17 protein-coding genes are annotated in these 16,716 nt (G+C 64.4%); 4 read left to right on the top strand and 13 right to left on the bottom strand.

Annotated features, from left to right (window positions below; all coding sequences use genetic code 11):
- Nucleotides 1–5 precede the first annotated feature (5 nt).
- Entirely contained in the window at nt 6–428 is a 423-nt protein-coding gene (locus EG850_RS00080; RefSeq protein ID WP_124968617.1) for a twin-arginine translocase TatA/TatE family subunit, read from the bottom strand.
- A gap of 36 nt (nt 429–464) precedes the next feature.
- On the opposite strand from EG850_RS00080, the gene EG850_RS00075 reads away from it, so the two are divergent.
- Nucleotides 465–1,097: an O-methyltransferase gene (locus tag EG850_RS00075; protein WP_124968615.1), complete on the top strand. Its 633-nt coding sequence runs from the start codon at nt 465–467 to the stop codon at nt 1,095–1,097.
- Between the two features lie 75 nt (nt 1,098–1,172).
- On the opposite strand, the gene EG850_RS00070 is transcribed toward EG850_RS00075, so the two are convergent.
- Nucleotides 1,173–1,343, bottom strand: coding sequence for a DUF3117 domain-containing protein (locus EG850_RS00070; RefSeq protein ID WP_124968613.1), 171 nt, complete (start codon nt 1,341–1,343; stop codon nt 1,173–1,175).
- Between the two features lie 255 nt (nt 1,344–1,598).
- Between EG850_RS00070 and EG850_RS00065 the strand changes: the two genes are divergently transcribed.
- Nucleotides 1,599–2,192 carry a superoxide dismutase gene (locus EG850_RS00065; RefSeq protein WP_124968611.1) on the top strand — a complete coding sequence of 198 codons (594 nt, stop codon included), beginning with the start codon at nt 1,599–1,601 and terminating at the stop codon, nt 2,190–2,192.
- A gap of 117 nt (nt 2,193–2,309) precedes the next feature.
- On the opposite strand, the gene EG850_RS00060 is transcribed toward EG850_RS00065, so the two are convergent.
- The 3 genes from EG850_RS00060 to dapE all read right to left on the bottom strand — a co-directional run bounded on the left by EG850_RS00060 (nt 2,310) and on the right by dapE (nt 6,602).
- Nucleotides 2,310–4,103 (bottom strand): AMP-binding protein, encoded by a 1,794-nt coding sequence (locus EG850_RS00060; RefSeq protein ID WP_124968609.1) that lies wholly within the window; start codon nt 4,101–4,103, stop codon nt 2,310–2,312.
- 73 nt (nt 4,104–4,176) lie between these two features.
- The gene (locus EG850_RS00055) at nt 4,177–5,457 is read right to left on the bottom strand and encodes a hypothetical protein (RefSeq protein ID WP_124968607.1); all 1,281 of its coding nucleotides are present in this window, start codon (nt 5,455–5,457) and stop codon (nt 4,177–4,179) included.
- Entirely contained in the window at nt 5,454–6,602 is a 1,149-nt protein-coding gene (dapE, locus tag EG850_RS00050; protein WP_124968605.1) for a succinyl-diaminopimelate desuccinylase, read from the bottom strand. The genes EG850_RS00055 and dapE overlap by 4 nt, the downstream gene beginning before the upstream one ends.
- A gap of 102 nt (nt 6,603–6,704) precedes the next feature.
- On the opposite strand from dapE, the gene dapD reads away from it, so the two are divergent.
- Nucleotides 6,705–7,670 carry a 2,3,4,5-tetrahydropyridine-2,6-dicarboxylate N-succinyltransferase gene (dapD, locus tag EG850_RS00045; protein WP_124968603.1) on the top strand — a complete coding sequence of 322 codons (966 nt, stop codon included), beginning with the start codon at nt 6,705–6,707 and terminating at the stop codon, nt 7,668–7,670.
- A gap of 98 nt (nt 7,671–7,768) precedes the next feature.
- Here the strand turns inward: dapD and EG850_RS00040 are convergent, their stop codons facing one another.
- The 5 genes from EG850_RS00040 to typA form a co-directional block, all read right to left on the bottom strand.
- Nucleotides 7,769–9,094: a citrate synthase gene (locus EG850_RS00040; protein WP_124968601.1), complete on the bottom strand. Its 1,326-nt coding sequence runs from the start codon at nt 9,092–9,094 to the stop codon at nt 7,769–7,771.
- A 146-nt stretch (nt 9,095–9,240) separates the two neighbouring features.
- Nucleotides 9,241–10,356, bottom strand: a complete 1,116-nt coding sequence (gene dapC, locus EG850_RS00035) for a succinyldiaminopimelate transaminase (protein ID WP_124968599.1) — start codon at nt 10,354–10,356, stop codon at nt 9,241–9,243.
- Nucleotides 10,357–10,362: 6 nt separating this feature from the next.
- Nucleotides 10,363–10,686 carry a ferredoxin gene (gene fdxA, locus EG850_RS00030; RefSeq protein ID WP_124968597.1) on the bottom strand — a complete coding sequence of 108 codons (324 nt, stop codon included), beginning with the start codon at nt 10,684–10,686 and terminating at the stop codon, nt 10,363–10,365.
- A 39-nt stretch (nt 10,687–10,725) separates the two neighbouring features.
- Nucleotides 10,726–11,130: a hypothetical protein gene (locus tag EG850_RS00025; RefSeq protein WP_124968595.1), complete on the bottom strand. Its 405-nt coding sequence runs from the start codon at nt 11,128–11,130 to the stop codon at nt 10,726–10,728.
- Between the two features lie 4 nt (nt 11,131–11,134).
- Complete coding sequence (gene typA, locus EG850_RS00020; protein WP_124968593.1) at nt 11,135–13,048, bottom strand: translational GTPase TypA; 1,914 nt, start codon at nt 13,046–13,048, stop codon at nt 11,135–11,137.
- Between the two features lie 103 nt (nt 13,049–13,151).
- Here typA and EG850_RS00015 point away from each other — a divergent pair, with 103 nt between their 5' ends.
- Entirely contained in the window at nt 13,152–13,970 is an 819-nt protein-coding gene (locus EG850_RS00015) for a CPBP family intramembrane glutamic endopeptidase (protein ID WP_124968591.1), read from the top strand.
- A gap of 73 nt (nt 13,971–14,043) precedes the next feature.
- Here EG850_RS00015 and EG850_RS00010 read toward each other — a convergent pair whose 3' ends face one another.
- From EG850_RS00010 to EG850_RS13720, 3 genes are all read right to left on the bottom strand, one after another.
- A complete protein-coding gene (locus EG850_RS00010) occupies nt 14,044–15,774 on the bottom strand; it encodes an ABC transporter family substrate-binding protein (RefSeq protein WP_124968589.1) in 1,731 nt (576 codons plus the stop codon).
- A gap of 38 nt (nt 15,775–15,812) precedes the next feature.
- Nucleotides 15,813–16,355 carry an oligopeptide/dipeptide ABC transporter ATP-binding protein gene (locus EG850_RS13725; RefSeq protein ID WP_407920576.1) on the bottom strand — a complete coding sequence of 181 codons (543 nt, stop codon included), beginning with the start codon at nt 16,353–16,355 and terminating at the stop codon, nt 15,813–15,815.
- Nucleotides 16,309–16,716: ATP-binding cassette domain-containing protein (locus EG850_RS13720; RefSeq protein WP_407920575.1), on the bottom strand; the 408-nt coding region annotated here is incomplete at its 5' end. The genes EG850_RS13725 and EG850_RS13720, both read right to left, overlap by 47 nt.

The following is a 16,716-nucleotide window of genomic DNA, read 5'->3' as shown; positions in this document are numbered from 1 at the left end:
GCCCCCTACGTCGCCTCACTGTCAAACGGCGCTTCACCCGGCACGAGCGGCGTCGCCGCCTCGGCCGCAGCCCATGCCGGTCGCGACGATGCACCGATCCCGCTCATCGCCGCCGCCACGGCAGCCCCGGTTGATGCCGATGCCATCCCGGCCGATGAGGGACGCGCCGGTGCGTCCATCTCATTCCAGGCATCCCGAATGATGCGACGCGGGTCGTACTGGCGCGGATCGAGCTTCCGCCAATCCTCATCGGTGAAATCCTCACCGAGCTCGTCCGACACGCGCGCCTTCGCATCGGTCGTCCAGGCCTTCGCCCGCTTAATCAATCGGGCTAGCTGCTCAGCCATCATCGGCAACCGCTCCGGCCCGAAAATGAGCATGGCGATGATGCCGATAATCAGCAGCTTGTCGATCGTCAGAGCGCCCATCCTCTCAGCGTAGTCGGCGCGCGGTAGCCTGGTGAAATGTCCGAACTCGAGAAGAGCCGCCGATTCGTTGACGAGCAGGTTGTCGAGACCGCCGAGCAACTCATCGCGCGCCGTTTCGCGCTCGAATCAGGCCTGCCGACCATCTCGCCCACCCTCGGGGCGCACCTCGCCTTTGTGGCGGCGGCGAGCGGCGCCGAGCGCATCATCGAGATCGGTTCGACCGGCGGACTCACCACAACCTGGTTGCAACGCGGCGCCCCGACCGCCACGATCACCTGCATCGACGCCGAATCGGAATATCTCGCCGACACTCGCCAAGCATTGATTGCCGCAGGTCACGCGCCGGCCCGCATCCGTTGCATCACCGGCGACCCGCTCGCGGTGCTTCCCCGCATGAGCGAAAACTCCTACGACCTCGTGCTTGTCGCCGCCGACCTCGCGCACGCGGCCGCGCACCTCACCCACGCGCTGCGCATTGTCCGCGCTGGCGGCAGCATCGTCGCCCTCAACGCGCTCAATGGCGGCCGCGTCGCCGACCCCGCTCGCCGCGACCCGGTGACGGCCTCGTTGCGCGCGCTCGTGCGTGAGTTCCAGCGTCAGCCCGATCTCGTCGCTTCGGTGCTCCCGATTGACGGTGGCCTATTGCAAATCACCGCGGTCGCCCACTAGCCGATAGCCCACTAGCGGGTAACGGAAATGACGAAAGGGGCGCCGGTTACCCGACACCCCTTCAGCGCTAGTGCGCTAGCTCTCGACCGCCGAGGTCAAGGCCGCAGCCAACTCTTTCGCCTCGTCATCGTTCACTGAGACGACGAGTCGCCCGCCACCTTCAAGCGGAACGCGAACGATGATGAGTCGACCTTCGCGAACGGCCTCCATCGGTCCGTCGCCGGTACGCGGCTTCATTGCAGCCATAACTCTGCCTCCTGTGCTTGTCTGACCTAGCTAGTATCTCATCCCCTCGCAGGTGGTTTCTAATTCGCACCCCGCGTGCGGTCGCCCGAGCGCGTAAGAGAACGTCATAAATATGCAAAAGGATGCAGTTAGGGAATGCACCGGAGGTTCGCGGGTTATCTTCTGTGGCGGCCGGTAAGGTCGCACCCGGACGTAGCGCCGCGGAACCCTGTCGGCGCCGCCCGTAACTGACTCTCTGTCGAAAGGATCTGCCCCATGGCTGAGTTCACACTTCCCGACCTTCCGTACGACTACGCGGCGCTTGAGCCCCACATCTCGGCGAAGATCATGGAGCTCCACCACGACAAGCACCACGCGACCTACGTGAAGGGCGCAAACACCGCCCTCGAGCAGCTCGCTGAAGCCCGCGACAAGGGCGACTTCGCCAACATCAACAAGCTCGAGAAGGACCTCGCCTTCAACGTTGGTGGCGCGAACAACCACTCGATCTTCTGGACCAACCTCACCCCCGACTACGAGGAGCCGGCCGGTTCGGCTGCCACCCTCCTCGACGAGTCGTTCGGTGGCCTCGAGAACTTCAAGAAGCAGTTCACCGCGGTTGCCATGGGCATCCAGGGCTCGGGCTGGGCCGTGCTCGGTGTCGACCAGGGCACCGGCAACGCCACCACCTTCCAGCTGTTCGACCAGCAGGGCAACGTGCCGTTCGGCATCACCCCGGTTCTCATGCTCGACATGTGGGAGCACGCCTTCTACCTCGACTACCTCAACGTCAAGGCTGACTACGTCACGGCGTTCTGGAACATCGTCAACTGGAAGAACGTCGCCGAGCGTCTCGACGCCGCGAAGTAATCCAGGCGCAGTTACGAAATGGTCGACCCGAGATGCTCGGGTCGACCATTTCATTGCGCGAGCGGCTAACGCCGCTTCAGCGCCGGACGGCGCCCTTTTGTTCCCGACGCATCGCGGCTAACGCCGCTTCAGCGCCGGGAAGTCATCCTCACGCCACTCGTTGGGGAGGCGTTCGCCGCGGCGGGCGAATTGCTGTTCGCGGTCACGCAGATCGACGCGGCGAATCTTGCCCGACACCGTCTTCGGCAACTCATAAAACTCAATGCGGCGCACGCGCATATATGGCGGCAGGGCCTGGCGGGCGTGTTGCAACACCTCAAACGCCGTCGCCTCATCGGGCTCATACCCAGCTGCAAGCTGAATGTAGGCCTTGGTGATGTTGAGGCGAGTGTCGTCGGGCGCGCCGACCACAGCAGCCTCAGCGACCGCAGGATGCTCAATCAGCGCCGATTCCACCTCGAACGGCGACACTTTGTAGTCGCTCGACTTGAAGATGTCGTCGACGCGACCAACGAAGGTGTAGCGCCCTTCGGGGTCGCGCTGCGCCACATCACCAGTGTGAAAGAGCTCACCGCGACGCCGCTCGGCAGTTGCCTCATCATTACCGAGGTAACCGAGCATGATGTTGAGCGGAGTGCCATTGGCGAGTTCCACACAGACCTCGCCCTCGGCGCGCGCACGATCGGCCGGGATGCGCTCATCACTATGCTGATCAACGAGCACGATCTCGACACCCGGAAGCGGCTTCCCCATCGACCCGGGCAACACCGCATCCCCGGGCGCATTGCCGAGGATTGCCGTCGTTTCGGTCTGGCCGTAACCATCGCGAATTTCCAGCCCCCACCATTCGCGGATGCGCGCGATCACCTCGGGGTTGAGCGGCTCGCCCGCCGAAAGCAGCTCGCGTAAAGCGCGAGGCTTCTCGGTGCGGCCGTGCTTGATGAGCATGCGCCACACCGTCGGTGGGGCGCAGAACGTGGTTACCCCGGCACGGTCAAGGTGCGCGAGCAACTTGTCGGGATCAAAGCGCGCGTAGTTGTCGACATAGATCGTCGCCTCGGCATGCCAGGGCGAGAAGAACGAGCTCCAGGCGTGCTTGCCCCATCCTGGCGACGAAATCACCATGTGCACATCGCCCGGCCGCATGCCGATCCAGTACATCGTCGAGAGGTGTCCGACCGGATACGAGCGGTGTGAGTGCACCACGATCTTCGGCTTCGAGGTCGTACCCGAAGTGAAGTAGATGATCGCTGGCTCGTCTCCACCGGCGCCGCGCGCGACCGCCGTGTCGGGAAAGCTTTCGGCGTCGGCGAATGGGATGCGCGGACGGTTGAGGTCGAATTCATTGCGGATGCCGATGGCGACGCGTTCCGCGCCCCTGGCACCGCCTACGGCGATGACCTGGAAGTCACCCTGGAACCAGTCGAACTTCTCGGCATCGGCCTCGTCGGTGATGACCCAACGAATCTGCGCGCGCTCGATGCGATCTTCGAGTTCGGCCGAGCCGAGCACGATGGCGGTGGGCACCACGACCGCACCGATCTTGAGGACGGCGAGCATCGCATCCCAGAGTTCGACGCGGTTCGCGAGCATGAGCATGACCGAGTCGCCCGGCTGCACACCGAGGTCAACGAGCCAGTTTGCGACGCGGTTCGAGCGGCGGCGCAGGTCATCGAAGCGGTACTTAGCTTCAGTCTCGTCGTCTTCGACGATCCAGAGGGCAATGTCGTCGTTGTTCTCGGCGATCGCGTCGAACCAGTCGGTGGCCCAGTTGAAGTTGTCGCTCACCTCGGGCCAGACGAACTCGCTGCGGGCGCGGTCACTTCGGCCGTGGAGTGCGAGCAATCCGTCGCGCGCGGCGCGGAAGATTTCGGCATCGGATGCGGGGACGGCAGCGTCTCGGGTGTGCATCTCTCGATCCTACGGCTCGGGTCTCGATCCGCGCTTCGCGCTACTCGACCAACCAAAGTGAGGTAGTCCCTGCTTACGGTGGCGTCCAGTCGTGCCCGATGACAAACCACATCCAGGTGAGCCATGCCACCTGCGCCGCCACCGCAAGCAACGACACCACCACGCGATACACCGGCGATTGCGGCAACGCCACCGGCGCGAGCGCCGGGAACAGCGGGAAGCAGAGACGGAAGATCGATGATTGCGGGTAGAACACCGCGAACAGATATGAGAAGTAGGCGATGCCCCACATCCTGATCTCGATGCCGAAGCGACGCATAAATGGCGCCGAGAACCAGGCGATCACCCCGATCACCACAGCGACCACGAGAATCGTGCCGAGCGGTTGACCAAACCAGAAGTCACCTGCCCAGAACCACGCCGTGAACGGCAGCGTTTCGGCGCCCGAGGTGTAGTGATTGCGCCACGCCATCTCGGTCTCGAGGTAGCCGAACGGTCGGCCGGTGACGAATCCGGCAATCGCCAGCCAGGCGAGTCCGGCGAACCCCGAGAAGAACGCGGCGATCCAGGCCTGCCGCTGCTCGCGCGCGTCAAACCGCTCGAGTCGCGCCACGCGCGCCTGCCAATACCGGTGCAAAATCACAAGTAGCAGCGTGAATGCCCAGGCGAGCCCCGTGGGCCGGGTGAGCGACGCGAGAAGCACGATCGGCAACATCTCGAGCCAGCGCCGATCAACGAGCAAGATAAGCAGCTCGCACAGGAGCCAAAAGTGCAGCGCCTCGGCATAGCCGACCTGAAACATCGGCGACACTGGGCCAAGACAGAGCAAGAGCACTGCGAACAGCGCCGTGCGCTCGCCGACAAAGCGGCGCAGCAGCCGGTGAAACGCGAACACGGTCGCAAGCCCCGCGGCCACCGACACGAGCACCGCCACGACCGGGAATGGCAACGTGGTGATGAGCGAGATGACCCGCACGATCGCTGGGAACACCGGCATGAACGCCCAGGCATTCTCGGTAACCCGACCGTGGTCACCGATGGGAAGCTCCCGCGGATAGCCGCCCTCGCCGATCCTCCGGTACCAAACCGCATCCCAAATATTCGCGAACGTGAAGTAATCGGGCTGGGCGGGCGTCTGCCAGGTCTCCGGCTGATTCGCCGCGAACACGAGCATGATCGTGGTGGTGACAACTCGCGTCGCGAAGTAGATCGCGATGAGCTGCCACACCGTCGGGATGGCGAGCAGGCGCAGTACGAACGGATGTGCGGTACTCGCGAGCGGTGCATCCTCGCGCCGAATCGCCGCATCGACGTGACGCGCCGGCAACACCGGGATGGTCGCGCGCACGCTCAAGCGGTGGCTCCCGCATCCTCGCCGGTGAGCCAGTCGCGCAGCCCCCGCTCAACGGCAGTGATCTCGTCGAGTCGCACGCGCTCATCATCGGCGTGCGCTTTCTGCGGGTCGCCGGGGCCGTAATTCACAGCGGGGATGCCGAGGGCCGAGAACCTGGCCACATCGGTCCATCCGTACTTGGGTTTCGCGACACCGCCCACTGCCCGCAGAAACTCCTGTGCGAGCGGCGCGTCAAGGCCGGGGCGGGCGGCGCCCGAGCGGTCGAGGATGTCGATCTCGAAGCCATCGAACCACGCTCGCAATTGCGCCTCAGCCTCTTCGAGCGGCTTATCGGGGGCGAAGCGGTAGTTCACGTGCACAGCGCATTCATCGGGAATGACATTGCCAGCCACACCTCCGCGGATCCCGACGGCGTTGAGCCCCTCGCGGTAGTCGAGTCCCTCGACCGAGACCGTGGCCGGCTCGTGGGCCGCAAGTCTGGCGAGAATCGGCGCTGCGGCGTGAATCGCGTTGACCCCGGCCCAGGCTCGGGCTGAGTGCGCGCGGCGTCCGTGGGTGTAAATCTCAGCGCGAATCGACCCATTGCATCCACCCTCGACCTGCGCCATCGTCGGCTCACCAAGAATGGCGAAGTCCGCTTCGAAGAGTTCGGGATGCGCTGCCGCGAGCAAACCGAGTCCGTTGAGCTCGGCGCTCGTTTCCTCGTTCTCGTACCAAAGCCAGGTGAGGTCGACGACGGGGTTGACGAGTTCTGCGGCGAGCTTGAGCTGCACCGCGACGCCGGCTTTCATGTCGACCGTGCCGCGGCCCCAGAGGTACTCGCCGGGGATCGTGCCGGCGACATCGGCGGCGGCATCTTCGGGCGAGAGCGTTTCAAATCGAGTGGGCACATTACCGTTGATCGGCACCGTATCGAGGTGCCCAGCGATGGCGACGCGGCGTGCCCGCCCAAGTGTGGTGCGGGCGGCAATGGTGTTGCCAAATCGCAGCACCTGCAGATGCGGGTAGTGCGCGAGGGCGGCTTCGACCGCATCCGCGATTCGCGCTTCGTCGCCCGATTCTGAGGGAATGTCGCAGAGCATCCGAGTGAGTTCGACGGAGCTGGCCGTGAGGTCGAGCGGAACGATCGGCGTGGCGACAGACATGCGGCAAGTCTAGTTGCGCGTGCTGAGGCCCTCGAAGTGCGCGTGCTGAGGCCCTCGAAGCACCGCCCACGCGCACCACCCCAGCCCCACTACGCTGGAACCATGACTTCGCCTGCCACCGCAACGACGCGTTCCGCCTGGGCCGACGGGCTCGCCACCTACGACCACAGTGGCGCCATGCTCGACTGCTGGTTCCCCGACCCCCGCCTCGGCGAGGTGCCCGCGGGCCGCGACCGCTCGCTCGCTCCGGCCGAACTTGCCGATGGTGCGCACGAGGATGCGCGCCGCGGCGTTCGTCTGCGGCCGGTGCTCGTCGAGAGCAATCTGGATACACCGGTGAGTTCGGTTGGCGATGCGTATCTGCGCCTGCACCTGCTCTCGCACCTGCTCGTGGTGCCGAACACGATCAACCTCGACGGCATCTTCGGGCACCTGCCGACGAACGCGTGGACCGACCTCGGTCCGATGCCGGCCGATGATGTGCGCGCACGGCTGCCGCAACTGCGTCGGGCGGGCATCCAGGTGTACGCCATCGACAAGTTTCCGCGCCTGCTCGACTACGTCGTGCCCGTGGGGGTGCGCATCGCCGACGGTGGCCGCGTGCGCCTCGGCGCGCACCTCGCGCCCGGCACTGTCGTGATGCACGAGGGCTTCGTGAATTTCAACGCGGGCACGCTCGGCACCTCGATGGTTGAGGGACGCATTTCGCAGGGTGTCGTCGTTGGTGAGGGCTCCGACATTGGTGGCGGCGCCTCAATCATGGGCACGCTCTCGGGCGGTGGCACGCAGCGCGTGCGCGTGGGTGAGCGCTCGCTCCTCGGCGCGAACTCGGGTCTCGGCATCTCGCTTGGTGACGATTGCGTTGTGGAGGCGGGACTCTATGTGACGGCGGGAACCAAGGTGCTCCTCCCCCAGCATCCCGATGCCGACGGTAATGCGCGCACGGTCAAGGCCGCAGAGCTTGCTGATGTGCCGAGCTTGCTGTTCCGCCGTAACTCGCTGAGCGGTGCGGTCGAGGCGATTTCGCGTGAGGGCCGAGGGATCGAGCTCAACTCGATGCTTCACTAGCTAGCCGTCGGATCGCGTCCCGCGATCCCCCGACGCGCTCCGCAACACCAACGCAAAAGGGCCGACCCGATTCCTCAGGTCGGCCCTTTTGGCGCTACCTAGTGGTCTGAGAACTCGCGACCGTTCGGGTATTCACGCTCGGTGGCACCCGTGTAGAGCTGCTGCGGGCGACCGATCTTCGACTTCGGGTCGGCGTTCTGCTCCCGCCACTGGGCAATCCAGCCGGGCAGACGACCGATTGCGAACAGCGGCGTAAACATGCGCGTGGGGAAGCCCATCGCCTTGTAGATAATGCCGGTGTAGAAGTCGACGTTCGGGTAGAGGCGACGCGCCTGGAAGTACTCGTCATTGAGCGCGGCCTGCTCGAGCTCCACCGCAATCTCAAGCAGCGGGTCGTCGACGCCGAGCGCAGCGAGCACCTCGTCGGCCGATTCCTTGACGAGCTTCGCGCGCGGGTCGTAGCTCTTGTAGACGCGGTGCCCGAAGCCCATGAGCTTCACACCGTCTTCCTTGTTCTTGACCTTCTGCACGAAGCGCTGCACGCCCTCGCCCGAGTCGCGAATCTGCGCGAGCATGTTCAGAACGGCCTCGTTCGCGCCACCGTGGAGCGGGCCGTAGAGAGCCGAGATGCCGGCCGAGATCGAAGCGTAGAGGTTCGCGTCGGTCGATCCGACCAGGCGCACCGTCGACGTCGACGCGTTCTGCTCGTGGTCGGCGTGCAGGATGAGCAGCCGGTCGAGTGCGCGCGAGAGCACCGGGTCAACCTCATAGGGCTCAGCGAAGTTGCCGAAGTTGAGCTTGAGGAAGTTGTCGACGAACGAGAGCGAGTTGTCCGGGTAGAGGAACGCCTGGCCGACCGACTTCTTGTGCGCGTAGGCGGCGATCACCGGGAGCTTCGCGAGCAGACGAATCGTGTTGATCTCGACGGCCTCGGGGTCGTGCACATCGAGCGAGTCCTCGTAGTAGGTCGCGAGTGCGGCGACGGCGCTCGACAGCACCGACATCGGATGCGCTGAGAACGGCAGTGCGTCGAAAAGGTGCTTGATGTCTTCGTGCAGGAGCGTGTGCCGGGTGATGCGGTTCTCGAACGCGAGGTATTCCTCTTCGGTCGGCAGCTCACCGTAGATGAGCAGATACGCGACCTCGAGGAACGTCGAACCCTTTGCGAGCTGTTCGATCGGGTAGCCCCGGTAGCGCAGGATGCCTTCATCGCCATCGATGTAGGTGATCTCGGAGCGCGTCGAGGCGGTGTTCACGAAACCGTAGTCGAGCGCGGTGAGCCCGGTCTGCTTCGTAAAGGTCGAGAAATCAATCGAGTCGCGACCTTCGGTCGCACGGAGAATCGGCAGTTCGGCCGTTCCACCTGGGTACGTCAGAGTCGCGATCTCGGGCGCGGCCTGCGCCGAATCTTGCTGTTCGCTCACGGAACCTCCTGTGGACGTGACGGGATGCGGGAAGGCCGACCCGCTCGTGACGCGCCGAAGCCCTCGCACTAGCCTACTGGTCGGCAGGCTGTGTTCACGGAGTGAACAACGACCGCGGCGAAGTGATTGCCGTTCACTACAAAGCTTTAGTCACCAGGCACGGCCGCTTCGAGCCGTTCAGCGGCGCGGTCAATATCGACGTCGCTCGCCGTGAGTGACACGCGAATGTACTGCTGCCCCGCCGAGCCGTAGAACTGCCCAGGCCCAGCAATGATGCCGATGCTGGCCAGCGACGAGAGCGTCGGCCAGCAGTCCGCGCCGGTCGTACCCCAGAGGTACAGGCCAGCCTCGGAGTGCTCGATGCGCAGGCCCCAGGCTTCAAGCGCAGGCTTGAGCCGCTCGCGACGGCGGCGGTACCGGTCCCGCTGCTCGTCAGCTGCCGCATCCGCCCCCAGCGCCACCGCGAGCGCGTGTTGCACCGGCGCCGGCATCATCAGTCCCGCGTGCTTGCGGGCAACAAGTAGGCGCGCGAGCACCTCGCGGTCGCCGGCTACATACGCCGCGCGATAGCCGGCCAGGTTCGACCGCTTCGAGAGCGAGGATGAGGCGAGCACGCCGGCGCGCGAGTCACCGACGACTTCGGGGTCAAGAATCGACGGGATGCGGCGGTCAGCCCAGTCATCCCAGCCAAGTTCGGCGTAACACTCGTCATTGATGATCACCGCACCGAGTTCGCGGGCGCGGGCGACCGCATCCCGCAATGCCGCCACATCGAGCACGCGGCCATCGGGGTTGCCGGGTGAGTTCAGCCAGACGAGTTTGGTCGCATCCGGCCATTTCGCCGGGTCATCTTCGGCGATGGCCTTCGCGCCAGCGAACACGGCACCCATGTCGTAGGTCGGGTAGGCCACCGAGGGATGCACGACGACATCGCCCTCGCCAAGGCCAAGAAAGTGCGCGGTGTTCGCGACGAATTCCTTCGAGCCGATGGTCACCATCGTCTCGTCAAGCGTGAGCCCGGGAACTCCGCGGCGCCGCGCAAACCAATCGACAATCGCTTGCCGCGCCTCGTTCGAGCCGAGGGTGGTCGGATAACTGTGCGCATCGGTCGCCTCGGCGAGCGCCGCGCGGATCACCTCCGGCGTCGGGTCGACGGGCGAGCCGATCGTGAGATCGATGGCGCCATCGGGATGCTCGCCAGCCGCCGCACGGATCGGTTTCAGGAGGTCCCACGGATAGTCGGGCAGTGGGCCGAGCGCCATGCGGAGCTACTGGTTCTGGTTGGGCGCGAGCGCGGCGACGAGTGGGTGGTCGAAGTCGTAGACGCCGACCTTTGCGGCGCCGCCGGGCGAACCGATCTCTTCAAAGAAGTCAACGTTTGCGCGGTAGTAGTCGGCCCATTCCTCGGGCACGTCGTCTTCGTAGTAGATCGCTTCAACCGGGCAGACCGGCTCGCACGCACCGCAGTCGACGCATTCGTCGGGGTGGATGTAGAGCATCCGCTCGCCCTCGTAGATGCAGTCGACGGGGCACTCGTCAACGCAAGCGCGATCCTTCACGTCGACACAGGGCAGGGCAATAACGTAGGTCACGACCGAGTCTCCTTCTTGAGCGGGATGGGAGCTTCTACCCTACTCCGAGGGTGTGGCCGGTCGGCGTTGCGGCACGCTCGGCCAGATTGCGGGCAGGGCGACGGCGATCGCCGAGCCGTAGACCCAGATGAGCCCGACGGCGCCGAGGCCGCCGCCCGGGATGACGACTGAGTGCCCCATCCCCGACGTCGACAGGGCAAACACAGCGCCAACCACACCGACCGCGAAGGCAATCGCGGGCAGCTTCTCGGTGAGGTAGACGCGCAGGCCAATGGTGATGAGCAACACGGCAAGGAGCGCGATCACGATGCCGTGCCAGATCATCACCTCGCCGAGCTGGAATCGCACTCGGTGCGCGAACGTCGTGATCACTCCGGCAATCACCCCGAACAGGGCAAACGACCCGAAGGTGACGAGTTGTTCGACGACGCGACCCGAGCGCATCCGGCTAATTGCCCTTCTTGGCTCGCGAGGTTGCGCGGGCGCGGGTGGTGGCGTCGAGTTCGACCTTGCGGATGCGAATCTTCTCGGGCGTCACCTCAACGCACTCGTCTTCGCGAGCAAATTCGAGCGACTCTTCCAGCGTGAGCTTACGCGGAGGGGTGAGCTTCTCGAATTCATCGGAGCTCGCGGCACGCATGTTCGTGAGCTTCTTTTCCTTCGTGATGTTCACATCCATGTCGTCGGCGCGGGTGTTCTCGCCGATGACCATGCCCTCATAGACCTCGTCGGTCGGTTCGATGAAGAAGCTCATGCGCTCCTGCAGGCCGATCATCGCGAACGGGGTCGAGACACCGGCACGGTCGGCAACGATCGAGCCATTGACGCGGGTCTGGATGAGGCCAACCCACGGCTCGTAGCCGGCCGAGATCGAGTTGGCGATACCGGTACCGCGGGTGAGCGTCATGAACTCGCTGCGGAAGCCGATGAGGCCGCGAGAGGGCACCGTGAACTCCATGCGCACCCAGCCGGTGCCGTGGTTCGTCATGCCCTCAAGGCGTGCCTTGCGGGCCGCCATGAGCTGCGTGATCGCGCCGAGGAACTCCTCAGGCACGTCGATGGTGGTGTGCTCGAACGGTTCGTGCTTCTTGCCGTCGATTTCCTTGGTGACCACCTGCGGCTTGCCCGCGGTGAGCTCGAAGCCTTCGCGGCGCATGTTCTCGATGAGGATCGACAGCGCGAGTTCGCCACGACCCTGCACCTCCCAGGCGTCGGGACGACCGATGTCGTTGACGCGCAGCGACACGTTGCCGATGAGTTCGCGGTCGAGGCGATCCTTCACCATGCGGGCGGTGAGCTTGTGGCCCTTCACCTTGCCGACCAGCGGCGAGGTGTTCGTGCCGATGGTCATCGAGATGGCCGGCTCGTCGACGTGGATTTCGGGCAGCGGGCGCACATCGTTCGGGTCGGCGATGGTGTCACCGATCATGATGTCGGGGATGCCCGCAATCGCGATGATGTCGCCGGGGCCGGCTTCTTCGGTGGGCACGCGCTCGAGACCGATGGTCTCGAGGAGCTCGGTGATGCGCACATTGCTCGTCTCGCCATCGTGCACCCAGGCCACGGTCGCGCCCTTGCGGAGCGTGCCGTTGTGGATGCGCAGGAGCGCCATGCGACCGAGGAACGGTGAGGAGTCGAGGTTCGTGACGTGGGCCTGCAGCGGCGCGGTCTCGTCGTAGGTCGGGGCCGGGATGTGCTCGAGAATTGCGGCGAAGAGCGGCTCGAGGTTGTCGTTGTCGGGTAATGAGCCGTTGTCGGGCTGCGTGGTCGAGGCGACGCCGGCGCGGCCCGAGGCGTAGAGCACGGGTAGGTCGAGCAGGGCGTCAACGTCAAGGTCGGGCACATCGTCGGCAAGGTCGCCGGCGATACCGAGCAGCAGGTCGTGGGCTTCTTCGACGACCTCGGGGATGCGGGCATCCGGACGGTCGGTCTTGTTGACGAGGAGGATCACCGGCAGCTTGGCTTCGAGGGCCTTGCGGAGCACGAAGCGGGTCTGCGGCATCGGGCCTTCGGCCGAGTCAACGAGGAGGACGACGCCGTCGACCATCGACAGGGCTCGCTCAACTTCGCCACCGAAGTCGGCGTGGCCGGGCGTGTCGACGACGTTGATGATGATCGTCTGCCCATCGGCGTGCTCGCCGTCGTAGCGGATCGCGGTGTTCTTCGCGAGGATCGTGATGCCCTTTTCGCGCTCGAGGTCACCCGAGTCCATGACGCGCTCGTCGGTCTCGTAGTGCGAGTGTTCGCCGAAGGTGTGGGTCTGCTTGAGCATGGCGTCGACGAGGGTGGTCTTGCCGTGGTCGACGTGCGCCACGATGGCGACGTTGCGGATGTCGGAACGATGGGCCAGCGGAGCAGTCATGCGTTAGGGGTGCCTTCGATTGAAATTGGCGGACGTTCAAGTATAGGGCCTGCATCGGGCGCGCGTCTCGAGACCCCCACACCGCCCCCGTAAACTGGCGGCCATGCCCACCCCGCGCCCGCTCCGCATCCACGATGCGCGGCGGCGTCTGCGCTGGGAAATCTGGATCGTGCTCGGCCTCTCGCTCCTCCCCTCGGCCGCCTACGCCCTCCTCTCGCTCCTCGAAACGCTCGCGGGCCCCACCCCGATCGCCGAGACGACGCAGGCGATCAATCCCGCGGTGAGCGCGTTCCCGCTCTTCGACGTGCTCAACCGCCTGGTCGTTTTCGTCGCGAGGCTCATGCCGGTCGCGCTCGTCATCTGGCTACTCTGGAGCCACCGCGAATCCGGCTTCCGCCGCCTCGGCTTCGACCTGCGCTCCCCCGGCCGTGACCTCGGCCGCGGCCTCCTCCTCGCCGCAGCCATCGGCATCCCCGGCCTTGCGCTCTACGCCGTTTCGCGCCTCGCTGGTGCCACCGCTCAGGTCGTGACCGCCGACAGCGAACTCGCCTGGTGGACGGCGATGCTCTACGTGCTCGCCGCCCTGCGCGCCGCGCTCATCGAAGAGGTCATCGTGGTCGGCTACCTGGTCACGCGCCTGCGCCAGCTCGGCTGGGGTTGGTGGCCGATCATCCTCACCTCGGCGCTCGTGCGTGGCTCGTATCACCTCTACCAGGGCGTGCCGATGGCGCTCGGCAACGTCGCCATGGGCATCCTGTTCGCGGCATTTTTTGTCTGGTGGTCACGACCAAGATCAGGCGGTGCGGATGCACGACCCGCACGTCGTCGAGTCATGCCGCTCGTCATCGCACACTTTTTGCTCGATCTCGTGGCGTTCCTTGGCTATCCCCTTGCCGTGACACTCTGGCCCGGCGTTTTTTAACCGCGTCTGCTGGAAAGCGGAAGGGCCCCAACGACCACGAGGTGGTTCGTTGAGGCCCTCGCCACATCCTTGGCTAGCCGAGCTTCGGCGAGCCGTTCACATAGCCCACGGTCGTCCAGTCAACCGATTGGAAGCCGGGAGCACCGTAGTTTGCGAGGTCGTTGTGCGCCACGATGAAGTCATAGGCCTGGAAGAGCGGCAGATTGCCCGCCACTGGCCACAGCAGTTCATCAATCTTGTTGAGCAGTTCGGTCTGCTTGTCGACATCGGTCGTCGACTGCAGTTCGTCAAGCAGAGCGTCGACCTCGGGCGTGCCGACACCCGAGAAGTTCTGCTCACCCTCGGTGCGCCAGATCGACACCGATGAGGTGACGAACGGGTTACCCGCCCAACCGAACAGCGTCATGTCGTAGTCGCCGGGGATGACGTACTTCGAGAAGAGGTCGGTCGGCGGCACCTGCTCGATCACGAGCTTGATGCCGACATCCTTGAGGTTCTCAGTCACGATCGGCGCAACGGTGCCGTTCGTGGTCGAACCGGCGTTGTAGACGTACCGAATCTCGAGGGTCTTGCCGTCCTTCTCGTAGTACTCGCCATTGAGCGTCCAGCCAGATGCTTCGATGAGTTCCTTGGCAGCCCCGACATCCTTGGCGCCGTAGTTGCCAGCGTTGTTCACGTAGCCGTTCTGGTTCTGCACGAGCATGTGGTTACCGAGTAGGTCGTCAGCCATGCCAGTGGGGTATGGCATGGTGCCGTTGAGTGCCTGGAAGATCGACTTGCGGTCAATGGCAAGCGTGAACGCCTGGCGGAGGTTCTGGTCTTCGAGGATGTTGCCCGGCTTACCGTTCAGCGTGAGGTGGGTCCAGTTCGGGCCCGCGGCGCTGCGCAGCTCGAAGTCGGTGCCCTCGCCGCTCTTGTCGACGACGACCGAGTAGATCGCCTGGTTGGAGGCGTCAATCACGTCAAGCTGGCCGTCGTTGAACGCGGTCGCGGCGGCCGAAGGATCCTCGATCGTCTGCCACGAAATCTGGTCAAGCTTTGCCTTGCGCTCGCCCTTAAAGTTGTCGTCGCGCACCAGGGTGACGACCTTGTTCGCGGCGTCGATCGTGCCGATCTTGAACGGACCACCGGTCACGGTCGGGCCGTTGACCCAGCTCGTGTTGAAGGCGTCTGCCGACTCGACGAGGGCGTCGGGCATGACGGCGGCAAGGCCGATCCAGTCGGCATACACCTCGCCTGCCTTGAAGGTGACGACTGCGGTGTACTCATTGCCGCCCTGTTCCACCGACTCGACCCGGTTGTAGCCCTCGCGTGAAGGCACCTGGAACTCTTCATTCACCATGGCGTCGAAGTTGTTCTTGATCGACTTGAAGTCGATCGGCGTGCCATCAGACCATTCCAGCCCGTGCACGAGCTCAATTTCGAAGGTGAGCGGCTCGTCTGACGTCTTCTCAATGCGCTGGGCGTAGAGATCGTTCGGAATCACTTCACCGTCAGCCGTGTAGGCGAAGAGCGTCGGGTAGACCGATTCCATGATGGCGACCGTATTGGTCTCGTTGCCATCGGAGTGCGAGGTATTGAAGTTCGCCGGGAATGAATTGTTGTAGAGGCGCAGTGTGCCGCCTTCGCCCACGCCGTCGTAGTCGACCGTGTTCATCATGTTGGCAGTGGCATCGATGTGGCCGATCTCGCCAGTCTCGCCAGGTGCGCTGCCAGTTGGCGCGTCGTCAGCACGTGCGCACCCGGTTAGGGCAAGCGCGAATGCTGCGACGACGGCAATGCCTGTCGCAAGCGGTTTGTTCATGATCATTTCCTCGTTGAGTATTCAGCTAGTTGTTGGCGCTATTTAGTTGTGGTTGGTTCGTAACCGGCGGTGAGTTCAGCGTGGAAGCAGGCAATCGAATGATCACGATCTCCCCGCGGTTCCAGCGCTGGCATTTCGCTCGCGCACCGGTCACGTTGTTTGTCGTCGAGCACGTGCTGATAGAGGTAGCAACGGCTCACGAAGCGGCACCCGGTCGGCGTCTCCGCTGGCGACGGCAGTTCGCCCGTGAGCACGATCCGTTCGCGCTCTCGTTCCACGGTCGGGTCCGGGATTGGGATGGCAGAAAGCAACGCTCGCGTATAGGGATGCGCGAGTTCGCTTCCGAAAATCTCGTCAGTACTGCCAATTTCAATAATCTTGCCGAGATACATCACGGCCACGCGATCGGCGATATGCGAGACCACCGAGAGATCGTGTGACACGAAGAGGTAGCTCAGCCCGAGGCGGTTCTTGAGATCGTCGAGGAGGTTGATCACCCCCGCCTGAATCGAGACATCAAGTGCCGAGACCGGCTCATCGAGCACGACCAGCCGCGGGTCGCAAGCGAGCGCTCGGGCGATGCCGATGCGCTGCCGTTGCCCACCTGAGAACTTGCGGGTATCGGTCGGACTGTTCGGGGAGAAGGCCCACCGTGCGCAAGAGCCAGTCGACACGTTTCGCCATTTCGGCGTCGCTGTAACCCTGCACTTCCATCGGCTCACGCAGAATGTCGCCGATCGGCATGCGCGGGTCGAGCGAAGCCATCGGGTCTTGAAAGACCATCGCCATCTGCGAACGAAGCTCGAGTTTCTCGGCACGCGACAGTCGCGAGACTTCTTCGCCGTCGATGCGGATGCTCCCCGACTGCGGAGTCTCCAGCTTCATGATTTCCATGATCGTGGTGGGGCCTTGACCCTTGATCGTGGACACGGTTTCGGTTCG

It is taken from the genome of Gulosibacter macacae, from assembly GCF_003865375.1.
Classification (GTDB): domain Bacteria; phylum Actinomycetota; class Actinomycetes; order Actinomycetales; family Microbacteriaceae; genus Gulosibacter; species Gulosibacter macacae.
The sequence above is the reverse complement of the archived record's forward strand: the minus strand, read 5'-3'. Positions and strand labels throughout refer to the sequence as shown.

Coding starts and splice junctions, on each gene's coding strand:
- EG850_RS00080 (WP_124968617.1), bottom strand. CDS start 428: ATGGGCGCTCTGACGATCGACAAGCTGCTGATTATCGGCATCATCGCC.
- EG850_RS00075 (WP_124968615.1), top strand. CDS start 465: ATGTCCGAACTCGAGAAGAGCCGCCGATTCGTTGACGAGCAGGTTGTC.
- EG850_RS00070 (WP_124968613.1), bottom strand. CDS start 1,343: ATGGCTGCAATGAAGCCGCGTACCGGCGACGGACCGATGGAGGCCGTT.
- EG850_RS00065 (WP_124968611.1), top strand. CDS start 1,599: ATGGCTGAGTTCACACTTCCCGACCTTCCGTACGACTACGCGGCGCTT.
- EG850_RS00060 (WP_124968609.1), bottom strand. CDS start 4,103: ATGCACACCCGAGACGCTGCCGTCCCCGCATCCGATGCCGAAATCTTC.
- dapE (WP_124968605.1), bottom strand. CDS start 6,602: ATGTCTGTCGCCACGCCGATCGTTCCGCTCGACCTCACGGCCAGCTCC.
- dapD (WP_124968603.1), top strand. CDS start 6,705: ATGACTTCGCCTGCCACCGCAACGACGCGTTCCGCCTGGGCCGACGGG.
- dapC (WP_124968599.1), bottom strand. CDS start 10,356: ATGGCGCTCGGCCCACTGCCCGACTATCCGTGGGACCTCCTGAAACCG.
- EG850_RS00025 (WP_124968595.1), bottom strand. CDS start 11,130: ATGCGCTCGGGTCGCGTCGTCGAACAACTCGTCACCTTCGGGTCGTTT.
- typA (WP_124968593.1), bottom strand. CDS start 13,048: ATGACTGCTCCGCTGGCCCATCGTTCCGACATCCGCAACGTCGCCATC.
- EG850_RS00015 (WP_124968591.1), top strand. CDS start 13,152: ATGCCCACCCCGCGCCCGCTCCGCATCCACGATGCGCGGCGGCGTCTG.
- EG850_RS00010 (WP_124968589.1), bottom strand. CDS start 15,774: ATGAACAAACCGCTTGCGACAGGCATTGCCGTCGTCGCAGCATTCGCG.